Raw genomic sequence first — 19,009 nt, 5'->3', positions numbered from 1 at the left:
TTTCAAGCCCGGCACCCGGGCTTCCCTTTCTCTGGCTTTTTCTTGTGTTCCCTTACATGAGATCGTTTTGCACAGGCTTTGCTGTCTCCAAAGCCTACAGGCCTAGCTCACTGTTTGATTTTCCGAACCCACTTCCGCGAGCAAAATCTGCCGAATTGAGCTTTCAATTTTGACTTTACCAAATGTTGAAGCATCTCGGAAAACTGACTTCGTTTCGCATTCGAAGCAAATCAAGTCATGCTGACGGCCGACAACTTTTAGACCAACTGAACTTTCCCCGACATGGACCACATAGACCTCGCATGCTAGGTTCGCGCCTGCTTTCACCGGCGCATGGAATTGTAGGTCCATAGAGACAAAAGGCATGGCCGTGTTTCTTTCCGTGAGTAGAAAAAGCCAGCCCCGGCCTGAAAGCAAATCGTCCCAGAAAGTCTCGATCGCTTCCAGCGCGAAATTCGTAATCCGGCCAGTAAAGGCGATTCCCAGCTGGTCACAGTCGCCAAAGAAAATCCTGCGTTCGAAGGCAAATCGTGGTTTAAATTCTGTTTCTGGTACATTCATTGCAGCGTTACGGGCTCAACATTTCTTTGTCTCTGGTGCGTGACAGCGATAGGAAGGAATAGTTTTCCGGTCATTATGCCATGCGCCGGAATTCGGCGGGGGTCGCGCCTGTCATTTTTCGAAAAGTTCGACTAAAATGACTCTGATCTGCAAAACCGCAGTCAAGCGCGACCACTTTCAGGGGGGCATTACCCTTTCTCAGCATCTCCTGGGCCTTCGATATTCGCTTGCGCAAAACATATGCATACGGTGCCAACCCAAACTCCGCCTTGAACTGACGCGAAAAGTGAAACTGGCTGAAACCGATAGATGCGGCCATGTCTTCCAGACTGAGGTTTTCACCTAAGCAGCTTTCAACGAGATCGATGATTCTCTGCCTTTGAGCAGGGCTGAAGTTCGAGTTTGCGTCGCTGGTCAAAGAGACCTTGGCGTACTGACGCAGAAGGTGAACGGCGATCTGGCTGCGCAGGGCGTCGATGATCAATCTCTGGCCGATTCCACCGTTCTTTAGCTCATTCTCTAGCAATTGGATGCAGTTCAGGATACAGGGGTCCTTCGCAGATAGCCAATCATTGATCTCAATGGACTTCGGGTCACGATCAAAGACCGAAAGGGCCGTGTTTTCGAGTTCGCTGTGATTGAGATAGACGTGTCTAACCGTGATAGGCTCGGACCAACTCCAAGTGGATTCCTCTGCACGCGTGAGCAAGGAAATCCTACCTTTCTCTACGCGCGCGCTTTGCCATGGGCCGCCACTCGTGCGGCGCATAGTGGTTGGCGCGCCATCATATGCAACAATCATATAGTCGCGCATGGGGGGAATTGCCGCGTCTTGTCGCTCATAACGATAGCCCTTCAGGGTAATGCCGTTCCAGTTGCACCCGGAACTGTCCAACGTAGTCGTGCCGGGAATCCATTCGGGTATCCGGTCCGGTGATATGAGCAATCTTTCCATCTTGGCCTCCCTGAACTTTTTCACGATCGTCCGCTTGAGCTGAAATTTCGGCTTAGGTCGTCTCGCGCATCCGCGGTTCTTCTCGAACGATATCCGCTTGAGTCAATCTATCGATTTCAGCTTCTGTCAGTCCAGCCTCGCTAAGCAACTGCCTACTATGCTGCCCGAAGCGAGGCGGTGCCGCGCGAACCGCTCCGGGGGTACGCGACAAGCGTGCTGGCACGCCGGTGCCGCGGTAGGTGCCAACTGATACCACCATTCCGCGATGTCGGGTGTGTGGATGCTCCAACGCTTCATTCACATTCCGAACGACTCCGGCGGGAATCCCAGCTTTCAAAAGCACCGGCTCAAGTTTGAAGGCGTCATGTTGCACCAGGCACTCTGACAAGACCTCTGTCATCTCTGACCGATGCGCAAGACGCGCGGCATTGTCGGCAAATCGTGGATCGCAGGGCACCTCAGGTAGGCCAAGCACGTCACAGAGTTTTGCGAACTGACCATTGTTACCGATAGCCAGATAGAGTTTGCCATTACTTGTTTCGAACATGTCGTATGGTACGATATTTGGATGCCCATTGCCGGTCGCCATTGGTATCTGTCCGGACATGAGGGAATTAGCCGCTTGGGGATGCATCATGCTGATCGCGCAATCATATAGCGGCACTTCGATGGCTTGGCCCAATCCGGACCGGCCCCGTTCCAAAAGTGCGGCGAGAATAGCGTTACAGGCGATCAGACCGGTGCCGATGTCCACGATGGGCGTACCCATGCGTGTCGGGCCTTCGGAGGGATTGCCGTTGATGCTCATGAGGCCCGTCATAGCTTGTACCACGGCGTCATAGCCGGGAAAACCGCCAAGTGGGCCATCGGAACCAAATCCAGTCACGTGGCAGAGTACCAGTCTAGGAAAACGTGCCCTGAGAACATCATCATAACCAAGCCCCCATTTTTCAAGAGTACCAGACTTAAAATTGTGAACTAAAACATCTGCATCCTGAAGAAACCGCAATATCAGGTCGCGCCCTTCCGGTTGCTGCAGATCGATAGCGATGGACCGCTTGTTGCGGTTGGCGCCAGAGAAATAGGCGCTGAGTTCATCATTGAAAGGCGGGCCCCAACTGCGGGTCTCGTCGCCCAGAGGCGGCTCCACCTTGATGACCTCAGCGCCATGATCCGCAAGCATTTGGGTGCAGTAAGGCCCGCCCAGCACGCGGCTGAGGTCGACCACCTTGATCCCGTCCAATGAGCCAGCCATCAAAGCGCCTCCTGATAGAGGCGCGACACATCTTCGGCTGTCATGTCGCGCGGGTTGGTCTCCAGCAATCGCGTGATACCGGTCACGACCTCATTAGCCATTCCGGGAATGGCTGCCTCGGTCACTCCGACACCAGAAAGTCGAGACTCAAGTCCGCTTTCGACTAGCATCCGTTCCATCTCGTCGATCAGGCCATGGGCCGCAGCCGCATCAGAGTTAAAAGGCCGCGAGGGCAGTAGTAACCGCGATAGACGAGCATATTCAGCTTCTGCAACGGGCATGTTGAACCTCATCACTGGTCCTGCGACCAGAGCGTTTGCGTGCCCGTGAGGAACCTTGAAACCTGTTCCCAGTGGGTATGACAAGGCATGAATCGCCCCCACGCTGGCATTAATGAAGGCCATCCCAGCCAGTGTCGCCCCCAACAGCATGGCCTCTCGCGCTGACAGGTCCGAAGGCGTTTCCATGACGATTGGTAAGTTCTGACCGAGAAGCACCAGCGCTTTGTCCGCCATTCCATCGGAAATGGGATTCTTTCTGGTGCGACTGGTTACTGCCTCAATGGCGTGAACCATTGCGTCTAACGCCGTGGCCGCTGTGATGTGACGAGGCATTCCCAATGTTAGCTTTGCATCTAGCAAGGCAACGTCAGGCAGAAGCTGCGGTGCATATACCGCTTTTTTTTCGTGGCTTTCCGAAGTCAGCACGGACACCCATGTTACCTCTGATCCGGTCCCTGCCGTGGTTGGCACCTGAATCAGTGGCAAGCGTTTATCGGTGACCTGATTGATCCCGATCATGTCCGTAATCGGTTGATCGTTGGCTACCGCCGCTGCGATGACCTTGGCAGTGTCCAGTGAACTGCCGCCGCCAAGTCCGATGATTCCGTCAGCACCAAAGGCCCGCGCGACCTCTACCGCGGCCTCGACGACAGCGATCGGGGGGTCCGCTTTGACTTTATGAAAAATCTCAACCTCGATGCCAGCAGCCCTAAGTGAGGCGGCTGCCTCGTCCGCAAAACCACAGGCCAATATGCCCGGGTCCGTCACGACCAGCGCACGGGTGCAAGACAAATCTTGCATCAGGCTGCCGATCCGGCCAAGCCCACCGCTCTCGCAGACGATCCTCGGGGTGGAAAGGAAATTGAAGTCCATAGTTTGTCTTCGCTCCTGTTAAGCTGCTGCAGTGCGGATCATATTCCGCGCGATCAGTATTTGCTGAATCTGGGTTGTCCCCTCGTAGATGCGGAAGAGACGCACATCGCGATAGAAGCGCTCGACCGCATATTCGGCCATGTATCCTGCACCGCCGTGGATTTGCACTGCGCGATCGGCCACTCGACCTACCATCTCACTGGCAAACATCTTGCAGCAGGCAGCATCAGTCGACACGTTCTGACCAGCGTCCTTGCGGCGTGCTGTTTCTTCGATCATGCAACGCGCTGCGAAGGCCTCGGCGCGACTGTCAGCCAGCATGGCTTGGATCAGTTGCTTTTCAGCGATGGGTTCACCGAATTGTTTGCGTTCAATCGCATAGGATAGGCTGTCACGGATCAGCCGTTCGGCGGCGCCCACACAGACGGCAGAAATATGCAGTCGGCCCCGATCAAGGACTTTCATTGCCGTTTTGAAGCCCTTGTTCAGACGGTCCGGCCCGCCGATGATGTTCGAGGCAGGCACGCGGACATTGTCAAGGATGACGTCGCATGTGTGCGAACCCTTCTGCCCCATCTTCCTGTCAGGCTGGCCAAGCGTTATGCCCGGCGTCCCTGCCTCGACGAGAAAAGCGCTTACGCCGGCAGAACCTTTCACCTCTGGACTGGTCCGGGCAAAAACCGTGAATAGATCGGCACGCGGCGCATTGGTAATGTAGCGCTTCGTGCCGTTCAGTAGGAAATCGTTTCCATCACGCCGCGCAGTGGTGCGCAGACCGCCAGCATCCGAACCAGCATCTGGCTCGGTTAGGGCGAAGGATGCGATCATATCTCCGGAGGCGAGAGCTGGTAGATACTTCGCCTTCTGCTCGTCGGTTCCATCGATGATGATTCCCTGCGAGCCGATCCCGTTGTTTGTGCCAACTAGCGACCGGAACGCAGGCGAAGCCTGGCCAAGAACGAAAGCGGCTTGCACTTCCTCTATCATCGACAAGCCAAGCCCGCCGAAATCCTCCGGGATCGACATGCCGAAAAGGCCCATCGTGCGGATTTCATCGACCAGCATAGGCGGAATCACATCTTCATCGGCGACGCGATCCTCGTAAGGGATTAGTCGCTCTTTCACGAAGCGGTCGAGCGCGTCGAGAAACTGGGAAAGGGTATCTGTATCAAGGGCCATTATGCTCTCTATTGTTCAGGGTGCGACCGCTGCAACGCGGCGGACAAGATCGACAAGGCGGTGCGCGACGTCGCTTTCGATCCAATCGCGCGTAAGGGTTTGCGAAGGACCGCCGCAGTTGAAGGCAATGATGGGTGAGCCGTCCGTCGGCACGAAGGGCACTGCTACTGCGTTCACATCACGCTTCCACTCCGTGAAGGACGTGCAATAACCGTACTGTTGGTAGTCTTCGATAGCTGCTTCGATTCCGGGCTGCACATTCGGCCAGTTGTCACCCTCATGTTCCTCCACAAGGGCCAGAATTCTGGCCTGCTCATCCGGGCCGTGTGCCGCTATGCAGGCGCGACCAACCGCGGTAGTGGCCAGTTTAATATGGGCACCAACCTCAATCGCCAGCGTGACGGCGTTGGTGCCCTTGCACCGCTCTAGATAGACCATCGATAGTCGGTCACGACTGGCCATGGCCGCCGGCATACCTGTGTAATCGGCTAATTCCTGCATAAAGGGCTTTGCGAGTTGCCGCAGCGGAATCCCTGCAAGGCAGGAGAAACCCAGCGAAAGCACTGGAGGGGCCAGTCGATAGCGTGCTGTATCCGGATCGTAGCTGAGGTATTCCAGCTTGTTCAGTGTATAGGCCAGCCTTGAGACCGTCGATCTGCTCAGGCCAGTGCGCTCGGCCAACTCACCATTCCCCAGAGCTTCCCCTTCCCGCCGAAAGGCCCGCAACAGCTCCAAGCCGCGCGCCAACGCCGTGACAAAATCGCGGTCCTGTCTCTCGGCGTCCTTGGTGCGGTCTTTCCTTGGTCTCACGACATCCCTCCTCGGGAAGAATTATGCGTCTTGAAACACATCTAAACGATCGATAACGTCCGCGTCAATACTGTGGTAAACTTTTCCGCTATGCGGAAAACTAAAGTCGTCCATCTGGTCCCCTTCGTGCCGGATCCTGCGGATGACACAACTGAGCGAGGGCATAACGCCATGAAAGAAATGAATTATCCGACCATCCAGCACCTCATCGGACGGGACTGGATCGCTTCTCCCACGCCGGAGGATCGTGCAGTCATAAACCCTGCAAACGGGCAAACTATCGGACAGATTCCGCAGGCTAGCGCCGCAGATCTGGACCATGCGGTTCACTCGGCCGAATCAGCTTTTCGCCGATGGAAAAACAGCTCTCCCATGGAACGAAGTGCAATTTTGCGACGGTTTGCCGACCTGCTGCGCCAAAATGACAGACTGATCGCTGGCTGGATCACTCTCGATGAAGGCAAGCCGCTGGCTGAGGCCTTGGCTGAGGTCCGCGCCTCAGCTGACCACGTCGACTGGCACGCCGAGGAATGTCGGCGCATTTATGGGCGCATCATTCCATCGCGCAGCCCGGGGGTACAGCAGCTTGTCGTGCGCGAACCGATAGGCGTCTGCCTTGCCATCACGCCTTGGAATTTTCCGCTGAGCCAAGCGGTACGCAAGGTCGCGGCGGCGCTTGCGTCAGGTTGCACGATGATCTTGAAAGCCCCGGCAGAGGCTCCGGCGGGCTGCATGGCAATTGCGCGCTATCTGCTGGATGCAGGCTTGCCCGAAGGCTGTCTGAACCTTGTCTGGGGTAATGCGGCCTTCATTTCGGAAACTCTTATTGCGCGCCCCGAGGTGCGCAAGATCACCTTCACCGGTTCGGTCGAGGTGGGCAAGCATCTGGCAGAATTGGCTGGCCGCCACATGAAGCGGGCGACGATGGAACTCGGCGGTCACGCGCCCGTATTGGTGTTCGACGACGCCGATGCCACGGCCGCGGCGCGCGCCTTGGCGGGCAACAAGCTGCGCAATGCAGGCCAGGTGTGCATCGCCCCAACCCGGTTTTACGTACAACAAGGCATCTACGACCGATTTCTGTCCGAGCTAGTTTCAGCATTTGAGAGCGTAAAGGTGGGCGATGGTTTAACCGAGGGCACACAGATGGGGCCATTGTGTCATCGCGGACGCGTGAATGCGATGGAAAAGCTCGTCGAGGATGCCCGCGAAAACGGTGCACGGGTGTTGACGGGAGGCAAAAGGGTTGGGAATCATGGTAACTTCTATGCCCCGACAGTCGTCGATACGCCCAACGACGACATCGACTTGATGCGCGAAGAACCCTTCGGCCCGATTGCTGTCGTCTCGTCTTTTCGTGAAATAGAGGACGGACTGTCGCGGGCCAACGGGCTACCCTTCGGGCTGGCGTCCTATGTCTTTACCAATTCGTTGGAGCGTGCAGATAAAGCAGCTGCGGGTTTGCAGGCAGGTATGGTAAGCATCAACCAGTTCGGCCTGGCTCTGCCCGAGACTCCGTTTGGCGGCGTAAGAGACAGCGGCTATGGGACTGAAGGCGGGACAGAAACCTTCGAAGGCTATCTCAATACCAAATTTATCTCGCGCAATCGAGCGCCAGTGCTGTGAGGATGCCCATGCCTGTTGAATTAAGCTTCTCAAATGGCGCAGCAATTCTGACCATAGACAATTCGCCGCTTAACCTAATCAACGCGGAGGTTCGGGCTGGAATACAACAATGTATCTTCCAAGTCCTCGAAACTGGCGCTACCAGGCTGATTATCACCGGCGCAGGAACGACGTTCGTCGCGGGCGCGGATGCGAAGGAATTCGGACAGTTGCCTGTTGATCCACAACTAAATGACGTGCTGTTGCAACTTGCGCACCTTCCGATTCCGACTATCGCAGCCATCAACGGGGCTGCGCTTGGTGGGGGACTAGAGATTGCTCTGGCTTGCTGCTATCGCATCGCCTCAACTTCTACCAAACTGGGCCTGCCAGAGGTAAACTTGGGGATCGTGCCTGGCGCAGGGGGAACCCAAAGACTGCCGCGACTTATCGGTATTGAAGCTGCGCTTGACATGATCGTCACCGGGAAGGCTGTTTCCGCCGAGCAGGCACTGAAAATAGGACTGATCCAGCTGCTAGCCGATGACCCGCTTGGCGCGGCCATAGCTCTCGATGACGCTGTTCTAGAGGCGGCACAGGCACCCGACAATCTTCCTTCACCAATGCCAAACCACTTCGCAGCGGAAGTCGCCCGCGCGCAGGTAGCGCGGCGTATGCCTGGCCAGAATGCCCCGCATGTTGCGGTGGACCTGGTCGCGGCCAGCGCGATGACGCCGCTGCACGACGCACTGGCCAGCGAGCGCGCTGCGTTTTTGGACCTTCGTGCCTCGGATCAGGCGCGGGCCCTTAGGCACGTTTTCTTCACCGAGCGTACCGCAACCAACAAGGGGCGCACCTACCCCCGACCTTCCCGAGATGCTGAAACCGCCATCGTGGTCGGTGGTGGTAATATGGGAGCAGCTATTGCGTACACGCTAGCGACCGCAGGGATCTCGGTGACTGTCGTCGAACGCAGTGCCTCGTCCGCAGAGTGGGCCAGAGAAAACCTGCAAAAGCTGATTGATCAGGGTATCAGTCGCGGCATTCTGTCCCCCGATGCGGGAAAGGCGGTTGAGGACCGGCTGGTTACGGTCTCAGGCTATGACGCTCTGCCACCAACCGATCTAGCAATCGAGGCGGCCTTCGAGGATTTTGCGGTCAAGAGCGCGATCTTGACCGAACTCGAAGGTGCTCTGCCGCCCGAGACGATTATTGCCACAAACACATCCTATCTCGATGTAAATCGGCTTTCTGATGGGTTGAAGCACCCAGCACGCTTTGTAGGGATTCATTTCTTCAGTCCTGCGCATATTATGAAGCTTCTGGAAGTCGTCAGGAGCGACCGAACGTCAGACGATACATTAGGTGCAGCATTTGTGCTGGCGCGCAGGCTTGGTAAAATCCCGGTACTGTCTGGTGTTTGCGATGGCTTCATCGGAAACCGAATTTTGTCTAGCTACCGTCACGCCGCTAATCGCCTTCTGGTGAAGGGGGCTATTGTCGACGAGATCGACGCGGCTATGCGCGGATTCGGTATGGCGATGGGTCCATATGCTGCACAGGACATGTCGGGGCTGGACATCGCCTACGCGAATATCCGTCGCAAGGCCGCTGCAGAAGGGAACTGCTGTGGTCACATGCCCTTGGTCGAGCGGCTGGTCGAAAAGCACAAACGCCTAGGACGCAAATCGGGCGCCGGATGGTACGACTATGGGCCGGACGGCAAACCCTCACCTTCGGAGCTGGTCGCTAGCGAAATACTCCGTGTCTCAGAAGAAATGAACTTCACTCGCCGGGAGTTCTCAGCTGACGAAATCGTAGAAAGGCTCTTGCTCGCAATGGTGGCGGAAGCCTGCGATATCCTTGACGAAGGCGTCGCAGAAAAACCGCAAGACATCGACCTAGTAATGATTCACGGCTACGGATTTCCCCGCTGGCGGGGAGGCCTGATGCACCACGCCAAAAATATCGGCAAGGATCGGTTGGCCGCGCTGTTTAGCGCGCTTGTCAAAGAGGACCCTTGCGACTGGAGGGTGCCTCGTTATTTAGAAAGGGTTTTCGCGACCTGACGGTCAAAGTCCCGCGCCATAAGGCGCTGCCCCAGCAACTTAACACAGTGCATCTTCGTCTCGACGCGGCTTAGGCGGTGATGGTCTTCCAAGACTTTGCGTTCTTACCTGGTGGGATAACGGCGTGGACGCCACGGTCCGCAATCGCGTCCTGGCATTTTCGTGTGTCATACGCACCGTCAGCCGTGACACTGCTGGTCTGCCGGGATCTGTTCAAGAAGGTTGGGTAACACTGGAGCGTCACCGATGTGGCTCCCGGTGATCTGAACAGCGCGCACTTCCAACGTTTGCTCGTCGATCCCGAGGTGGATCTTGCGCCAGACCCGTCGCTTGGGGCCGCCATGCTTGCGGGCATGCCACTCACCTTCAAGCTTGATCCCCGTGCTGTCCACCAACAAGTGCAACGGCCCTTTGGAGCCGCGATACGGGATGTTCACGGCCAGGGTCTTCTGGCGCCGGGACAGGGTGCTGAAGTCGAGCACCGTCCAGTCGAGACCGATCAGCCGCAACAGGCTCTCGACGAACCCGGTCGCCTGTCGCAAGGCCATGCCGAACAGGACCTTCATCGAAAGACAGGTCTGGGTCGCGGCGTCGCTGTAACTCTTCTGCCTGTCGGCACGGCCTCCCAGCTCATCTCGGGGTCAAACCAGATCGTCAGCGAGCCACGGCGCTTGAGCGCTTCGTTATAAGCGGGCCAGTTCATGGTCTTGTATGTCGGGGTTGTCGGTCTGCTCATGCACCTCAGCTACCACGCTGGATTCATAAGATGAGTCCGACACGGGATTTGTGCATGCATGCCCCCATTGGTGCAAGTGATTTTTTGAACGGCGCGAGCGTGTGATCGGGTGCGGTCATGTATCAGGCCTCTGTGTGCGGCGCTGATGTAACCGCGGGCCGGTATGGCGATGCGCGGACCAGAGGCATATCAACAAACCGAGCTCGGTGGCTCCTGCACAAATGCTGCTTTCTCTGACCCGGATCTGATCGATCCTTTGCCCTTACTTTTCAGTGACCTCCTCACACTCCCAACTTACCGGGACGTCGTGGCATGCCGTCTTCGCTATGCCATCGCCGCCACCGGATTCCGGTAATCCTCTTGTTTCATTATGATGGCCCAGAGGCCACGCGCCATCTTGTTGGCCAGCGCAATCGCGGCGACCCATGCGCGGCTTGCGGGTTAGTAGGCGTTTCAGCCAGCCATTATTCGGTGTGTCAAACCGCTCGACAGCCTGGAGGACAGCCATAGCGCCAGAGACCAAGAGTGTCCGGAGTCGCGCTGTCGCATCTTCGAGGTCTTCCCGAGCCGGGCTTTGCCGCCCGTCGAGTGCTGCTTCGGCACAAGCCCAAGCCAGGCGGCAAAATCGCACCCGCGCCGGAAGGTGGCCAGGTCACGGGCAAATGTCTCGATCGCAAGCGCCGTGACAGGAACCACGCCCGGCATGGTTTGTGTTCGGCGCACCAAGTCGGCTTTCTTGGCGGCACATCGCATCTTCGCGTCAAGCTCTGCAACACGCGTATTCAGCCCCTCAATCTGCCCCAGATACATCCGGCCGAGGTCACGAACCTCAGCATGCAGCGCGGTGTCATCACCTGCGATTGCGTCCGCGAGTCGCTTGAGATGGGCAGGCCCGCGGGCCGCGACCAATCCGTGTTCGGCGAGGTGGCCGCGTAAAGCGTTGATCATCTGGGGGCGCTGGCCGACAAACATCTGCCGCGTGCGAAACAGCATGGCACGGGCCTGCTGATCTTCCGTCTTCACTGCGAAAAAGCGCATGGTTGGACGCAATGCAGCCTCCAAGATGGCCTCTGCATCGGTCGCATCATTCTTCTGGCGTTTGACGAACGGCTTCACATAGACCGGCGGTATCAACCGCACGTCGCACCCCAGCTTCTCAAATTCGCGGCCCCAGCCATACGCCGTGGCCACGCCTCCATGGCGATCATGCATTTGGGTTGCTGTGCCACGAACGCGAGAAACTGGCCTCGTGAAAGCTTTTTGCGAAACGCGACTGACCCATCATTGTACGCACCATGCAACTGGATAACGCGCTTTGCCAAGTCGACACCGATAATTTTAATTTCGGACATAGATGCTCCTTCCTTCTGTGATGGCTTTTAACGCTCATCATAGTGGCACATTGCGATGCCGTCGGGAGGGGGTATCCACGCCATCAACAGAGCCTAGTAACGGGCATATCTGCCTCACGACAGGCTGAGCACGATCATACTATTTCCAAAGCAGGATTGTTCAATACATGGCGCATTTTTCGCCCTTACTCTGAGATAATTGGCGTATGCCGTTGACCGTTTGACGTCTTCGAGATTGGCGACGTCAGTTGGTGGCTTTGCCAAATGTTATGCTTGGGAGGATAAACATGGAAATCAGTAGAGAAGCCGATACGCTGCGGGCGCTTTATCAGAATTGGACCGATCAGATGGTCGAGAACCCAGACCTGACGATCGCGAACCTGCGCAGCATGTTCGATGAATGGGGGCAGCCCGCACTAGAGCCGGAAAACGTTAGCTACAAAAGCGATCATGTCGGAGGAGTTGAGGCTATCTGGGCCCTACCAGCCGGGGCAGATACCTCGCGTGTAATTGTTTACACTCATGGTGGCGGCTTTGCCGTCGGCTCAGCCGATAGTCATCGAAAAATGGCAGGGCACCTCGCTAAGGTGCTTGGGGTTACGTCGGTGATCCTGCACTATCGGCGCGCACCCGAGCACCCATTTCCGGCGCAGATCGAAGATGCAGTAGCCGCATACAAAGCGCTGCTGGATAAGGGTTTCAAGGCAAGAAATATTCTGACGGCTGGCGACAGTGCTGGCGGCAATCTTGCCATCGCCAGCGTGCTGAAGTTACGCGAACTTGGGTTGCCACTGCCCGGAGCGGTCATCGCCTATTCGCCCTGGCTCGACATGGCGATGCGCGGGGAAACACTGGAAACCAACGCGGAAACCGATGCGCTAGTCGGCAAACCGATCCTCGAAGCGATGGCGGGGATGTTCCTCGGTGAAGGCACGGATCCGCTTAATCCGTTGGCCAACCCGCTGGAGAACGATTTCACCGGTTACCCGCCGCTCTATATCAATGCCGGAGGGGCCGAGACGCTTAAGAGCGATGCCGAACGGTTGCACGAAAAGGCCAAGGCACAGGGCGTAAACGTGACCCTGTCTATCGTCGAAGGCATGCAGCATGTCTTTCCCGCGCTTTCGGGACGCGCGCCCGAGGCAAACGAGGAACTTGGTCGCATCGCCGCATGGTATCGGGCCCTCTGAGACCTGTACTCGCACTGCATTGCGGTGCGGTGCGAGACAAACCCCTACGAAACATTCATCTAGCATCTCACCCGCAATCTGCGGGGCGGAGCGGTCTTACTCTGGGAGGAGTGATATGAACATTCAGACTGAGAATACTAAAACGGTCGGAGCGGATTTTGACGCAGTCGTCATTGGCGCGGGCTTCGGCGGGCTTTACGCTGTCCACAAACTTCGCAACGAGCAGGGACTGAACGTCCGGGGCTATGACAGCGCCAGTGACGTTGGCGGCACCTGGTGGTGGAACCGATATCCCGGTGCGCTGTCAGACACGGAAAGCTATGTCTATCGCTATTCTTTTGACAAAGAGTTGCTTCGAAAAGGCCGCTGGAAAACCCGGTATCTGACCCAGCCCGAGATCCTCGAATACATGAACGAGGTAGCGGATCATCTCGATCTTCGACGCAGCTACAAGTTCGACACCAAAGTGGATGGCGCGCACTATAATGAAAAAACCGGTCTCTGGAACGTGATCACTGATAGTGGTGAGACAGTTACCGCAAAATACCTTGTCACTGGCCTCGGTCTCTTGTCCGCAACGAATGTTCCAAAATTCAAGGGCATCGATGATTTCAAAGGCCGTATCTTACACACAGGTGCCTGGCCCGAGGGAGTGGACTTGAGCAACAAACGCGTGGGCATTATCGGCACCGGCTCGACGGGTGTTCAGGTTATCACTGCAACGGCACCAATTGCAAAACACCTGACTGTTTTTCAGCGCTCTGCACAATATGTCGTGCCGATTGGGAACACCCCGCAAGACGATGCTACCATCGCCGAGCAAAAGGCGAACTACGATAATATCTGGAATCAAGTGAAGAATTCTGTTGTGGCCTTCGGCTTCGAAGAAAGCGCCGAACCCGCCGAAACCGCCTCGCCCGAGGAACGGGAGCGGGTCTTCGAAGCCGCCTGGCAGCGCGGCGGTGGTTTCTATTTCATGTTTGGCACCTTTTGCGATATTGCGACCAGCCAAGTGGCCAATGATGCGGCCGCTGACTTCATCAAGGGCAAGATCAAGCAAATCGTGAAGGACCCCAAGGTCGCAGAGAAACTGACGCCGAAGGACCTTTACGCCAAGCGCCCGCTTTGCGGAAACAACTATTACGAGGTCTACAACCGAGACAACGTGACCCTCGCCGACGTGAAGGCCGATCCGATCGCAGAGTTCACTCCGAACGGCATTCGTCTCGAAAGCGGCGAGGAGCATGAGCTTGACATCGTAATCTTTGCCACTGGTTTCGATGCGGTCGACGGCAATTACGTCAAAATGGACCTCCGCGGACGCGGAGGCGTGACCATGCGCGACACTTGGAAGGAAGGCCCACTCGGTTACCTCGGCATGATGGAGGTAGACTTCCCTAACTTCTTCATGATCCTTGGCCCTAATGGCCCCTTCACTAACCTGCCCCCCAGCATTGAGACGCAAGTTGAATGGATCGCTGACACGATTTGCGCAATGGAAGAAGAGGGGGTTCAAAGTGTGGAGCCAACCGTGGAGGCGCGCGACGCTTGGGTTGGCACCTGCCGTGAAATCGCCGACATGACACTCTTCCCCAAAGCTGAAAGCTGGATCTTCGGCGCAAATATCCCCGGAAAGAAGAATGCGGTGATGTTCTACATGGCCGGGATTGGCAATTATCGCAATGCCATTAGTGCGGTTAAGGAGGAAGGTTATACATCCCTGATCCGCGACCGCACTGCCGAGAAGGTGTAAAGAATTCCGTCGGGCATTAAGAAAACCCGGCGGAAACAATTAAATTTGTTCATGAACACTCAGGAGAGAACTATGGGACGGGTATCCGGAAAAGTCGCACTGGTAACAGGTGGCGCCATGGGCATGGGAAAAGCCCATTGTGAAACGCTGGCACGTGAAGGCGCGCATGTATTTGTAACCGACCGTGATACGGAAGCGGGTGAAAGCGTAGTAAAAGGTATCATTGGAGCCGGAGGGAAGGCGGAATTCATTCAGCATGACGTGACGCTTGAAGAAGATTGGAAGAATGTCATCTCCACGGTGCAATCAAGTGCTGGTCGACTTGATGTGCTAGTGAACAACGCTGGCATTCTCATTCTGAAGCCGCTCCACGAAACCTCGCCTGACGAATTTGACATGACGATCAACGTCAATGTACGCGGTGTTTATCTCGGTATCCGAGCCGCGGTTCCATTGATGAAAGAGACCGAAAAAGCATCAATTATCAATATTTCTTCAATCTATGGGATTGTTGGTGCCGCTTCGGCGGGAGCCTACATTGGATCCAAAGGCGCCGTACGGATGTTGACCAAATCCTGCGCAGTCGACCTGGCCGAAAGTGGCATACGTGTCAATTCGATCCATCCCGGTGTCATCGATACTCCCATGACAAAAGATCTGCTACACGCCGACGAAGAGACCCGGCAGGCAATTCTGGGGGCCACGCTGCTCAAGCGGCCAAGCAAACCTGAAGAGGTTTCGAATGCGGTCCTGTTCCTCGCATCGGATGAGTCATCGTTCGTTCACGGAGCAGAGATTGTAGTAGATGGCGGTTATACTGCGAATTGACAGAGACACATCCCAAGTAACGGCCTGGAACCCGGGCCGTTACTGCCATTGCAAATTTCCAAGACGATAAACGCCAATGAAAATAATTGCACCTATAAAACACCTAATTGATTACAACGTGAAGGTTCGCGTTAAGGCGGACGGTAGCGGAGTTGGTCTCGCGAATGTGAAGATGTCGATGAACCCGTTCGACGAGATTGCGGTTGAAGAGGCGATCCGTCTGAAGGAAGCGGGCAAGGCGGACGAGCTTGTCGTCGTGTCGATCGGCGTGAAACAGGCGCAGGAAACGCTGCGCACGGCGCTGGCGATGGGCGCGGACCGGGCGATCCTCGTCGTGGCCGCCGACGACGTGCACCAAGATATCGAGCCGCTGGCGGTGGCCAAGATCCTAAAGGCCGTGATCGACGCCGAGGCGCCGGGCCTGGTGATCGCGGGCAAACAGGCGATCGACAACGACATGAACGCGACCGGCCAGATGCTGGCGGCGCTGCTGGGCTGGGGTCAGGCGACCTATGCCTCTGAGGTTGCGATCGAGGGCGAGCATGCCGTCGTGACCCGCGAAGTGGACGGCGGTCTGCAGACCATCAAGGTGAAGCTGCCGGCGATCGTCACCGCCGACCTGCGCCTGAACGAGCCGCGCTACGCCTCGCTGCCCAACATCATGAAAGCCAAGAAGAAACCGCTGGACGAAAAGACCGCCGCCGATTTCGGCGTCGATGTCACGCCGCGCCTGACCGTCGTCAAGACGGCAGAGCCCGCCGCGCGTTCGGCCGGGGAAATGGTTGGCTCGGTCGACGAGCTGGTGTCGAAGCTGAAAGAAAAGGGGATCGTGTAATGGCTGTTCTTCTCCTTGCAGAAATCGCCGGTGGTGCACTGGCGCTGGACGCCACCGCCAAGGCGGTGACCGCTGCCAAATCGCTGGGCGATGTGACCGTTCTGGTTGCGGGCCCCGCTGCCGCAGGCGAGGCCGCGTCGAAGATCGACGGCGTGGCAAAGGTTCTGGTGGCGGATGACGCCGCCTATGCCAACGGCCTGGCCGAGCCGGTCGCCGATCTGGTGGTCAGCCTGGCAGGCAATTATGAACATATCGTTGCTCCGTCCACGGCGAGCGCGAAAAACATCCTGCCGCGCGTCGCGGCGCTGCTGGACGTGATGGTTTTGTCGGACGTCACCGCCATCGTGGACGGGTCCACGTTCGAACGCCCGATCTACGCGGGCAACGCGATTCAGACGGTAAAGTCCAACGATTCCAAGAAGGTACTGACCGTCCGCACCACCGCCTTCGACGCGGCTGGCCAGGGTGGTTCGGCCGCCGTCGAGGCCATCGCAGCGGCCGGCAACGCGGGCCTGAGCGCCTGGGTCGAGGACAAGGTCGCGGCGTCGGATCGTCCGGAACTGACCTCGGCCAAGATCGTGGTCTCGGGCGGTCGCGGCGTCGGTTCCGAGGAGAACTTCGCGATCATCGAGGGCCTGGCCGACAAGCTGGGCGCGGCGGTCGGCGCCTCGCGCGCGGCGGTGGATAGCGGGTTCGCACCGAACGACTGGCAGGTCGGCCAGACCGGCAAGGTCGTGGCGCCCGAGCTGTACATCGCGGTCGGGATTTCCGGGGCAATTCAACACCTTGCAGGCATGAAGGACAGCAAGGTCATCGTCGCCATCAACAAGGATGAAGAGGCCCAGATCTTCCAGGTCGCCGACTACGGCCTGGTCGCAGACCTGCTCGACGCCGTCCCGGATATGACAAAGGCACTCTAAGAATGACAAACGTCTACATCTGCGATTACATCCGCACACCAATTGGTCGCTATGGCGGCGCGCTTTCTTCTGTGCGAGCCGACGATCTTGGTGCAATCCCACTCAGGGCCCTGGCCAGCCGAAACCCGAAGCTAGATCTAGCGGCCATTGACGAAGTGATTTTCGGCTGCGCCAACCAGGCGGGCGAGGACAACCGCAACGTCGCACGCATGTCGCTGCTACTCGCGGGATTTCCGGATTGTGTCCCTGGCACGACGATGAACCGGTTGTGCGGATCGGGTATGGACGCCGTAATCACAGCCGCCCGCGCGATCAAAGCTGGAGAAGCCGATCTCATTGTTGCTGGCGGTGTGGAAAGCATGTCTCGTGCTCCGTTTGTGATGCCAAAAGCTACAACTGCATTCTCGCGCGAAAATTCTGCTGAAGACACCACCATCGGCTGGCGCTTCGTCAATAAACAGATGAAGAGTCAATACGGCGTCGACAGCATGCCTGAAACGGCCGAAAACGTAGCGGAAGACTTCAGCATCAACCGCGCCGACCAAGATGCCTTCGCCATGCGTTCGCAGCGAAAGGCGAGAGATGCCATGGCGAACGGTCGTTTGGCCCGTGAAATTGTCCCGGTAGAGATTCCTCAGCGAAAGGGGGAGCCAAAGATCGTCGTACAGGATGAACACCCTCGCGCGGGTACGACTTTGGAAGCGCTCGCCCAACTGAAAACTTTCGTAAAAGCGGACGGCACTGTAACCGCTGGGAATTCTTCGGGCGTGAACGATGGTGCCGCAGCATTGATCCTTGCCACCAGCGACGTCGCAAAAAAATTTGGCCTCACACCGATCGCAAGGGTCTTGGGCGGCGCAACCGCGGGCGTCGCACCGCGCATCATGGGTTTCGGGCCGGCACCGGCGTCGGAAAAGCTGATGGCGCGACTTGGACTGAAACAAGAAGACTTCTCGGTAATCGAACTTAACGAAGCCTTTGCTTCGCAGGGTCTGGCCACACTACGGCACCTGGGGATCGCGGATGATGACGCCCGCGTGAACCCGAACGGCGGCGCTATTGCTCTCGGCCATCCGCTTGGCATGTCAGGTGCCCGCATCACTGGTTCAGCGATGCTGGACCTCAAACCTGGAGAAAAGTCGTTATCGACCATGTGTATTGGCGTGGGACAGGGGATTGCAATCGCGCTCGAAGCTGTCTGAGGTGCCGCGACAACCACAAAACTAACATAAGTTCTCTTATGCGATTTTTGGCTGACCTCAAATTTCGCTGTAGAATTCGTCCTCTTGAACCTCCCTGTGGACGACCAACTGGCGGCACCGGTATTGCCGGTGCCGCCCTTTTCAGAAAGAACGATTGAACGGCCCAAAATGTTTGCGAGACGGATAATCCCGTGACCTGCGTTTCGGCAGGCATCCCATTTCGGCGATCTCGCGCCGCTCAAACATTTCTTCTCTGCGCCTCCGAATGTAACATATATCGCGTGGCGATATTTCGCGCATCGTGCCCGTTTCGCGGGCATGAACTTGCGGGACCGTGTAGCACTGAACATCCAGGAATTGAGACGCGCCCGCGGCCTCAGCCAGGAGGAGCTTGCTCATCGGGCCGAAGTGAGCCGCGGCCATATGGGCAAGGTCGAGAACGCCAAGTTCGCGGCTTCCCTCGACCTTCTCGAACGCATCGCCAAGGCGCTCAATGTCGACCCCGAAGAACTCTTCGCGAAGCGCAAGTCCGTTTCCTGAGGCTTTGATCCCGTCCCCCAACGCGAGAGACATAACGGCAAAAACGGTACGAGTGGCGCGGATAC

Annotated in this window: 15 protein-coding genes and 2 pseudogenes; 9 read left to right on the top strand and 8 right to left on the bottom strand. The window is 57.1% G+C overall.

Annotated features, from left to right (window positions below; genetic code table 11):
• Positions 1-102 precede the first annotated feature (102 nt).
• From DSM107133_RS24375 to DSM107133_RS24350, 6 genes are all read right to left on the bottom strand, one after another.
• Positions 103-561 (bottom strand): acyl-CoA thioesterase, encoded by a 459-nt coding sequence (locus DSM107133_RS24375; protein WP_007120589.1) that lies wholly within the window; start codon positions 559-561, stop codon positions 103-105.
• A 73-nt stretch (positions 562-634) separates the two neighbouring features.
• A complete protein-coding gene (locus DSM107133_RS24370) occupies positions 635-1,516 on the bottom strand; it encodes an AraC family transcriptional regulator (RefSeq protein WP_227511477.1) in 882 nt (293 codons plus the stop codon).
• Positions 1,517-1,568: 52 nt separating this feature from the next.
• A complete protein-coding gene (locus DSM107133_RS24365) occupies positions 1,569-2,771 on the bottom strand; it encodes a CoA transferase (RefSeq protein WP_037930974.1) in 1,203 nt (400 codons plus the stop codon).
• Positions 2,771-3,925 (bottom strand): iron-containing alcohol dehydrogenase, encoded by a 1,155-nt coding sequence (locus tag DSM107133_RS24360; protein WP_037930977.1) that lies wholly within the window; start codon positions 3,923-3,925, stop codon positions 2,771-2,773. The genes DSM107133_RS24365 and DSM107133_RS24360 overlap by 1 nt, the downstream gene beginning before the upstream one ends.
• Positions 3,926-3,943: 18 nt before the next feature.
• A complete protein-coding gene (locus DSM107133_RS24355) occupies positions 3,944-5,104 on the bottom strand; it encodes an acyl-CoA dehydrogenase family protein (protein WP_037930980.1) in 1,161 nt (386 codons plus the stop codon).
• A 15-nt stretch (positions 5,105-5,119) separates the two neighbouring features.
• On the bottom strand, positions 5,120-5,914 hold the full coding sequence (locus tag DSM107133_RS24350; RefSeq protein WP_037930983.1) for an IclR family transcriptional regulator: 795 nt from the start codon (positions 5,912-5,914) through the stop codon (positions 5,120-5,122).
• 171 nt (positions 5,915-6,085) lie between these two features.
• On the opposite strand from DSM107133_RS24350, the gene DSM107133_RS24345 reads away from it, so the two are divergent.
• Positions 6,086-7,540, top strand: a complete 1,455-nt coding sequence (locus DSM107133_RS24345) for an NAD-dependent succinate-semialdehyde dehydrogenase (protein WP_224769585.1) — start codon at positions 6,086-6,088, stop codon at positions 7,538-7,540.
• Positions 7,541-7,548: 8 nt separating this feature from the next.
• Positions 7,549-9,588, top strand: coding sequence for an FAD-dependent oxidoreductase (locus tag DSM107133_RS24340; RefSeq protein ID WP_037930989.1), 2,040 nt, complete (start codon positions 7,549-7,551; stop codon positions 9,586-9,588).
• On the opposite strand, the pseudogene DSM107133_RS24335 reads toward DSM107133_RS24340, so the two are convergent.
• A pseudogene (locus tag DSM107133_RS24335) lies at positions 9,561-10,324 on the bottom strand (IS5 family transposase). The gene DSM107133_RS24340 and the pseudogene DSM107133_RS24335 overlap by 28 nt on opposite strands.
• Before the next feature lie 324 nt (positions 10,325-10,648).
• A pseudogene (locus DSM107133_RS24330) lies at positions 10,649-11,676 on the bottom strand (IS110 family transposase).
• 287 nt (positions 11,677-11,963) lie between these two features.
• Here DSM107133_RS24330 and DSM107133_RS24325 point away from each other — a divergent pair.
• The 7 genes from DSM107133_RS24325 to DSM107133_RS24295 all read left to right on the top strand — a co-directional run bounded on the left by DSM107133_RS24325 (position 11,964) and on the right by DSM107133_RS24295 (position 18,944).
• Complete coding sequence (locus tag DSM107133_RS24325; protein ID WP_017468330.1) at positions 11,964-12,866, top strand: alpha/beta hydrolase; 903 nt, start codon at positions 11,964-11,966, stop codon at positions 12,864-12,866.
• A 115-nt stretch (positions 12,867-12,981) separates the two neighbouring features.
• A complete protein-coding gene (locus DSM107133_RS24320) occupies positions 12,982-14,619 on the top strand; it encodes an NAD(P)/FAD-dependent oxidoreductase (RefSeq protein WP_009804217.1) in 1,638 nt (545 codons plus the stop codon).
• 72 nt (positions 14,620-14,691) lie between these two features.
• Positions 14,692-15,447 (top strand): glucose 1-dehydrogenase, encoded by a 756-nt coding sequence (locus DSM107133_RS24315; protein ID WP_009804216.1) that lies wholly within the window; start codon positions 14,692-14,694, stop codon positions 15,445-15,447.
• 76 nt (positions 15,448-15,523) lie between these two features.
• Positions 15,524-16,282 (top strand): electron transfer flavoprotein subunit beta/FixA family protein, encoded by a 759-nt coding sequence (locus DSM107133_RS24310; RefSeq protein WP_009804215.1) that lies wholly within the window; start codon positions 15,524-15,526, stop codon positions 16,280-16,282.
• Positions 16,282-17,202: an FAD-binding protein gene (locus DSM107133_RS24305; RefSeq protein WP_009804214.1), complete on the top strand. Its 921-nt coding sequence runs from the start codon at positions 16,282-16,284 to the stop codon at positions 17,200-17,202. Before DSM107133_RS24310 ends, DSM107133_RS24305 begins: the two co-directional genes overlap by 1 nt.
• A 2-nt stretch (positions 17,203-17,204) precedes the next feature.
• On the top strand, positions 17,205-18,404 hold the full coding sequence (gene pcaF / locus DSM107133_RS24300; protein WP_009804213.1) for a 3-oxoadipyl-CoA thiolase: 1,200 nt from the start codon (positions 17,205-17,207) through the stop codon (positions 18,402-18,404).
• Positions 18,405-18,722: 318 nt separating this feature from the next.
• Complete coding sequence (locus tag DSM107133_RS24295; protein WP_037930992.1) at positions 18,723-18,944, top strand: helix-turn-helix transcriptional regulator; 222 nt, start codon at positions 18,723-18,725, stop codon at positions 18,942-18,944.
• Positions 18,945-19,009: the final 65 nt, after the last annotated feature.

Origin of the sequence: Pseudosulfitobacter sp. DSM 107133, from assembly GCF_022788695.1 — a bacterium.
In the GTDB taxonomy this organism is placed as follows: Bacteria; Pseudomonadota; Alphaproteobacteria; order Rhodobacterales; family Rhodobacteraceae; genus Pseudosulfitobacter.
Note: the sequence above shows the minus strand (reverse complement) of the source record. Positions and strands in the feature narration are given on the sequence as shown.

Coding starts and splice junctions, on each gene's coding strand:
- DSM107133_RS24375 (WP_007120589.1), bottom strand. CDS start 561: ATGAATGTACCAGAAACAGAATTTAAACCACGATTTGCCTTCGAACGC.
- DSM107133_RS24370 (WP_227511477.1), bottom strand. CDS start 1,516: ATGGAAAGATTGCTCATATCACCGGACCGGATACCCGAATGGATTCCC.
- DSM107133_RS24365 (WP_037930974.1), bottom strand. CDS start 2,771: ATGGCTGGCTCATTGGACGGGATCAAGGTGGTCGACCTCAGCCGCGTG.
- DSM107133_RS24360 (WP_037930977.1), bottom strand. CDS start 3,925: ATGGACTTCAATTTCCTTTCCACCCCGAGGATCGTCTGCGAGAGCGGT.
- DSM107133_RS24355 (WP_037930980.1), bottom strand. CDS start 5,104: ATGGCCCTTGATACAGATACCCTTTCCCAGTTTCTCGACGCGCTCGAC.
- DSM107133_RS24345 (WP_224769585.1), top strand. CDS start 6,086: ATGAAAGAAATGAATTATCCGACCATCCAGCACCTCATCGGACGGGAC.
- DSM107133_RS24340 (WP_037930989.1), top strand. CDS start 7,549: ATGCCTGTTGAATTAAGCTTCTCAAATGGCGCAGCAATTCTGACCATA.
- DSM107133_RS24325 (WP_017468330.1), top strand. CDS start 11,964: ATGGAAATCAGTAGAGAAGCCGATACGCTGCGGGCGCTTTATCAGAAT.
- DSM107133_RS24320 (WP_009804217.1), top strand. CDS start 12,982: ATGAACATTCAGACTGAGAATACTAAAACGGTCGGAGCGGATTTTGAC.
- DSM107133_RS24315 (WP_009804216.1), top strand. CDS start 14,692: ATGGGACGGGTATCCGGAAAAGTCGCACTGGTAACAGGTGGCGCCATG.
- DSM107133_RS24310 (WP_009804215.1), top strand. CDS start 15,524: ATGAAAATAATTGCACCTATAAAACACCTAATTGATTACAACGTGAAG.
- DSM107133_RS24305 (WP_009804214.1), top strand. CDS start 16,282: ATGGCTGTTCTTCTCCTTGCAGAAATCGCCGGTGGTGCACTGGCGCTG.
- pcaF (WP_009804213.1), top strand. CDS start 17,205: ATGACAAACGTCTACATCTGCGATTACATCCGCACACCAATTGGTCGC.
- DSM107133_RS24295 (WP_037930992.1), top strand. CDS start 18,723: ATGAACTTGCGGGACCGTGTAGCACTGAACATCCAGGAATTGAGACGC.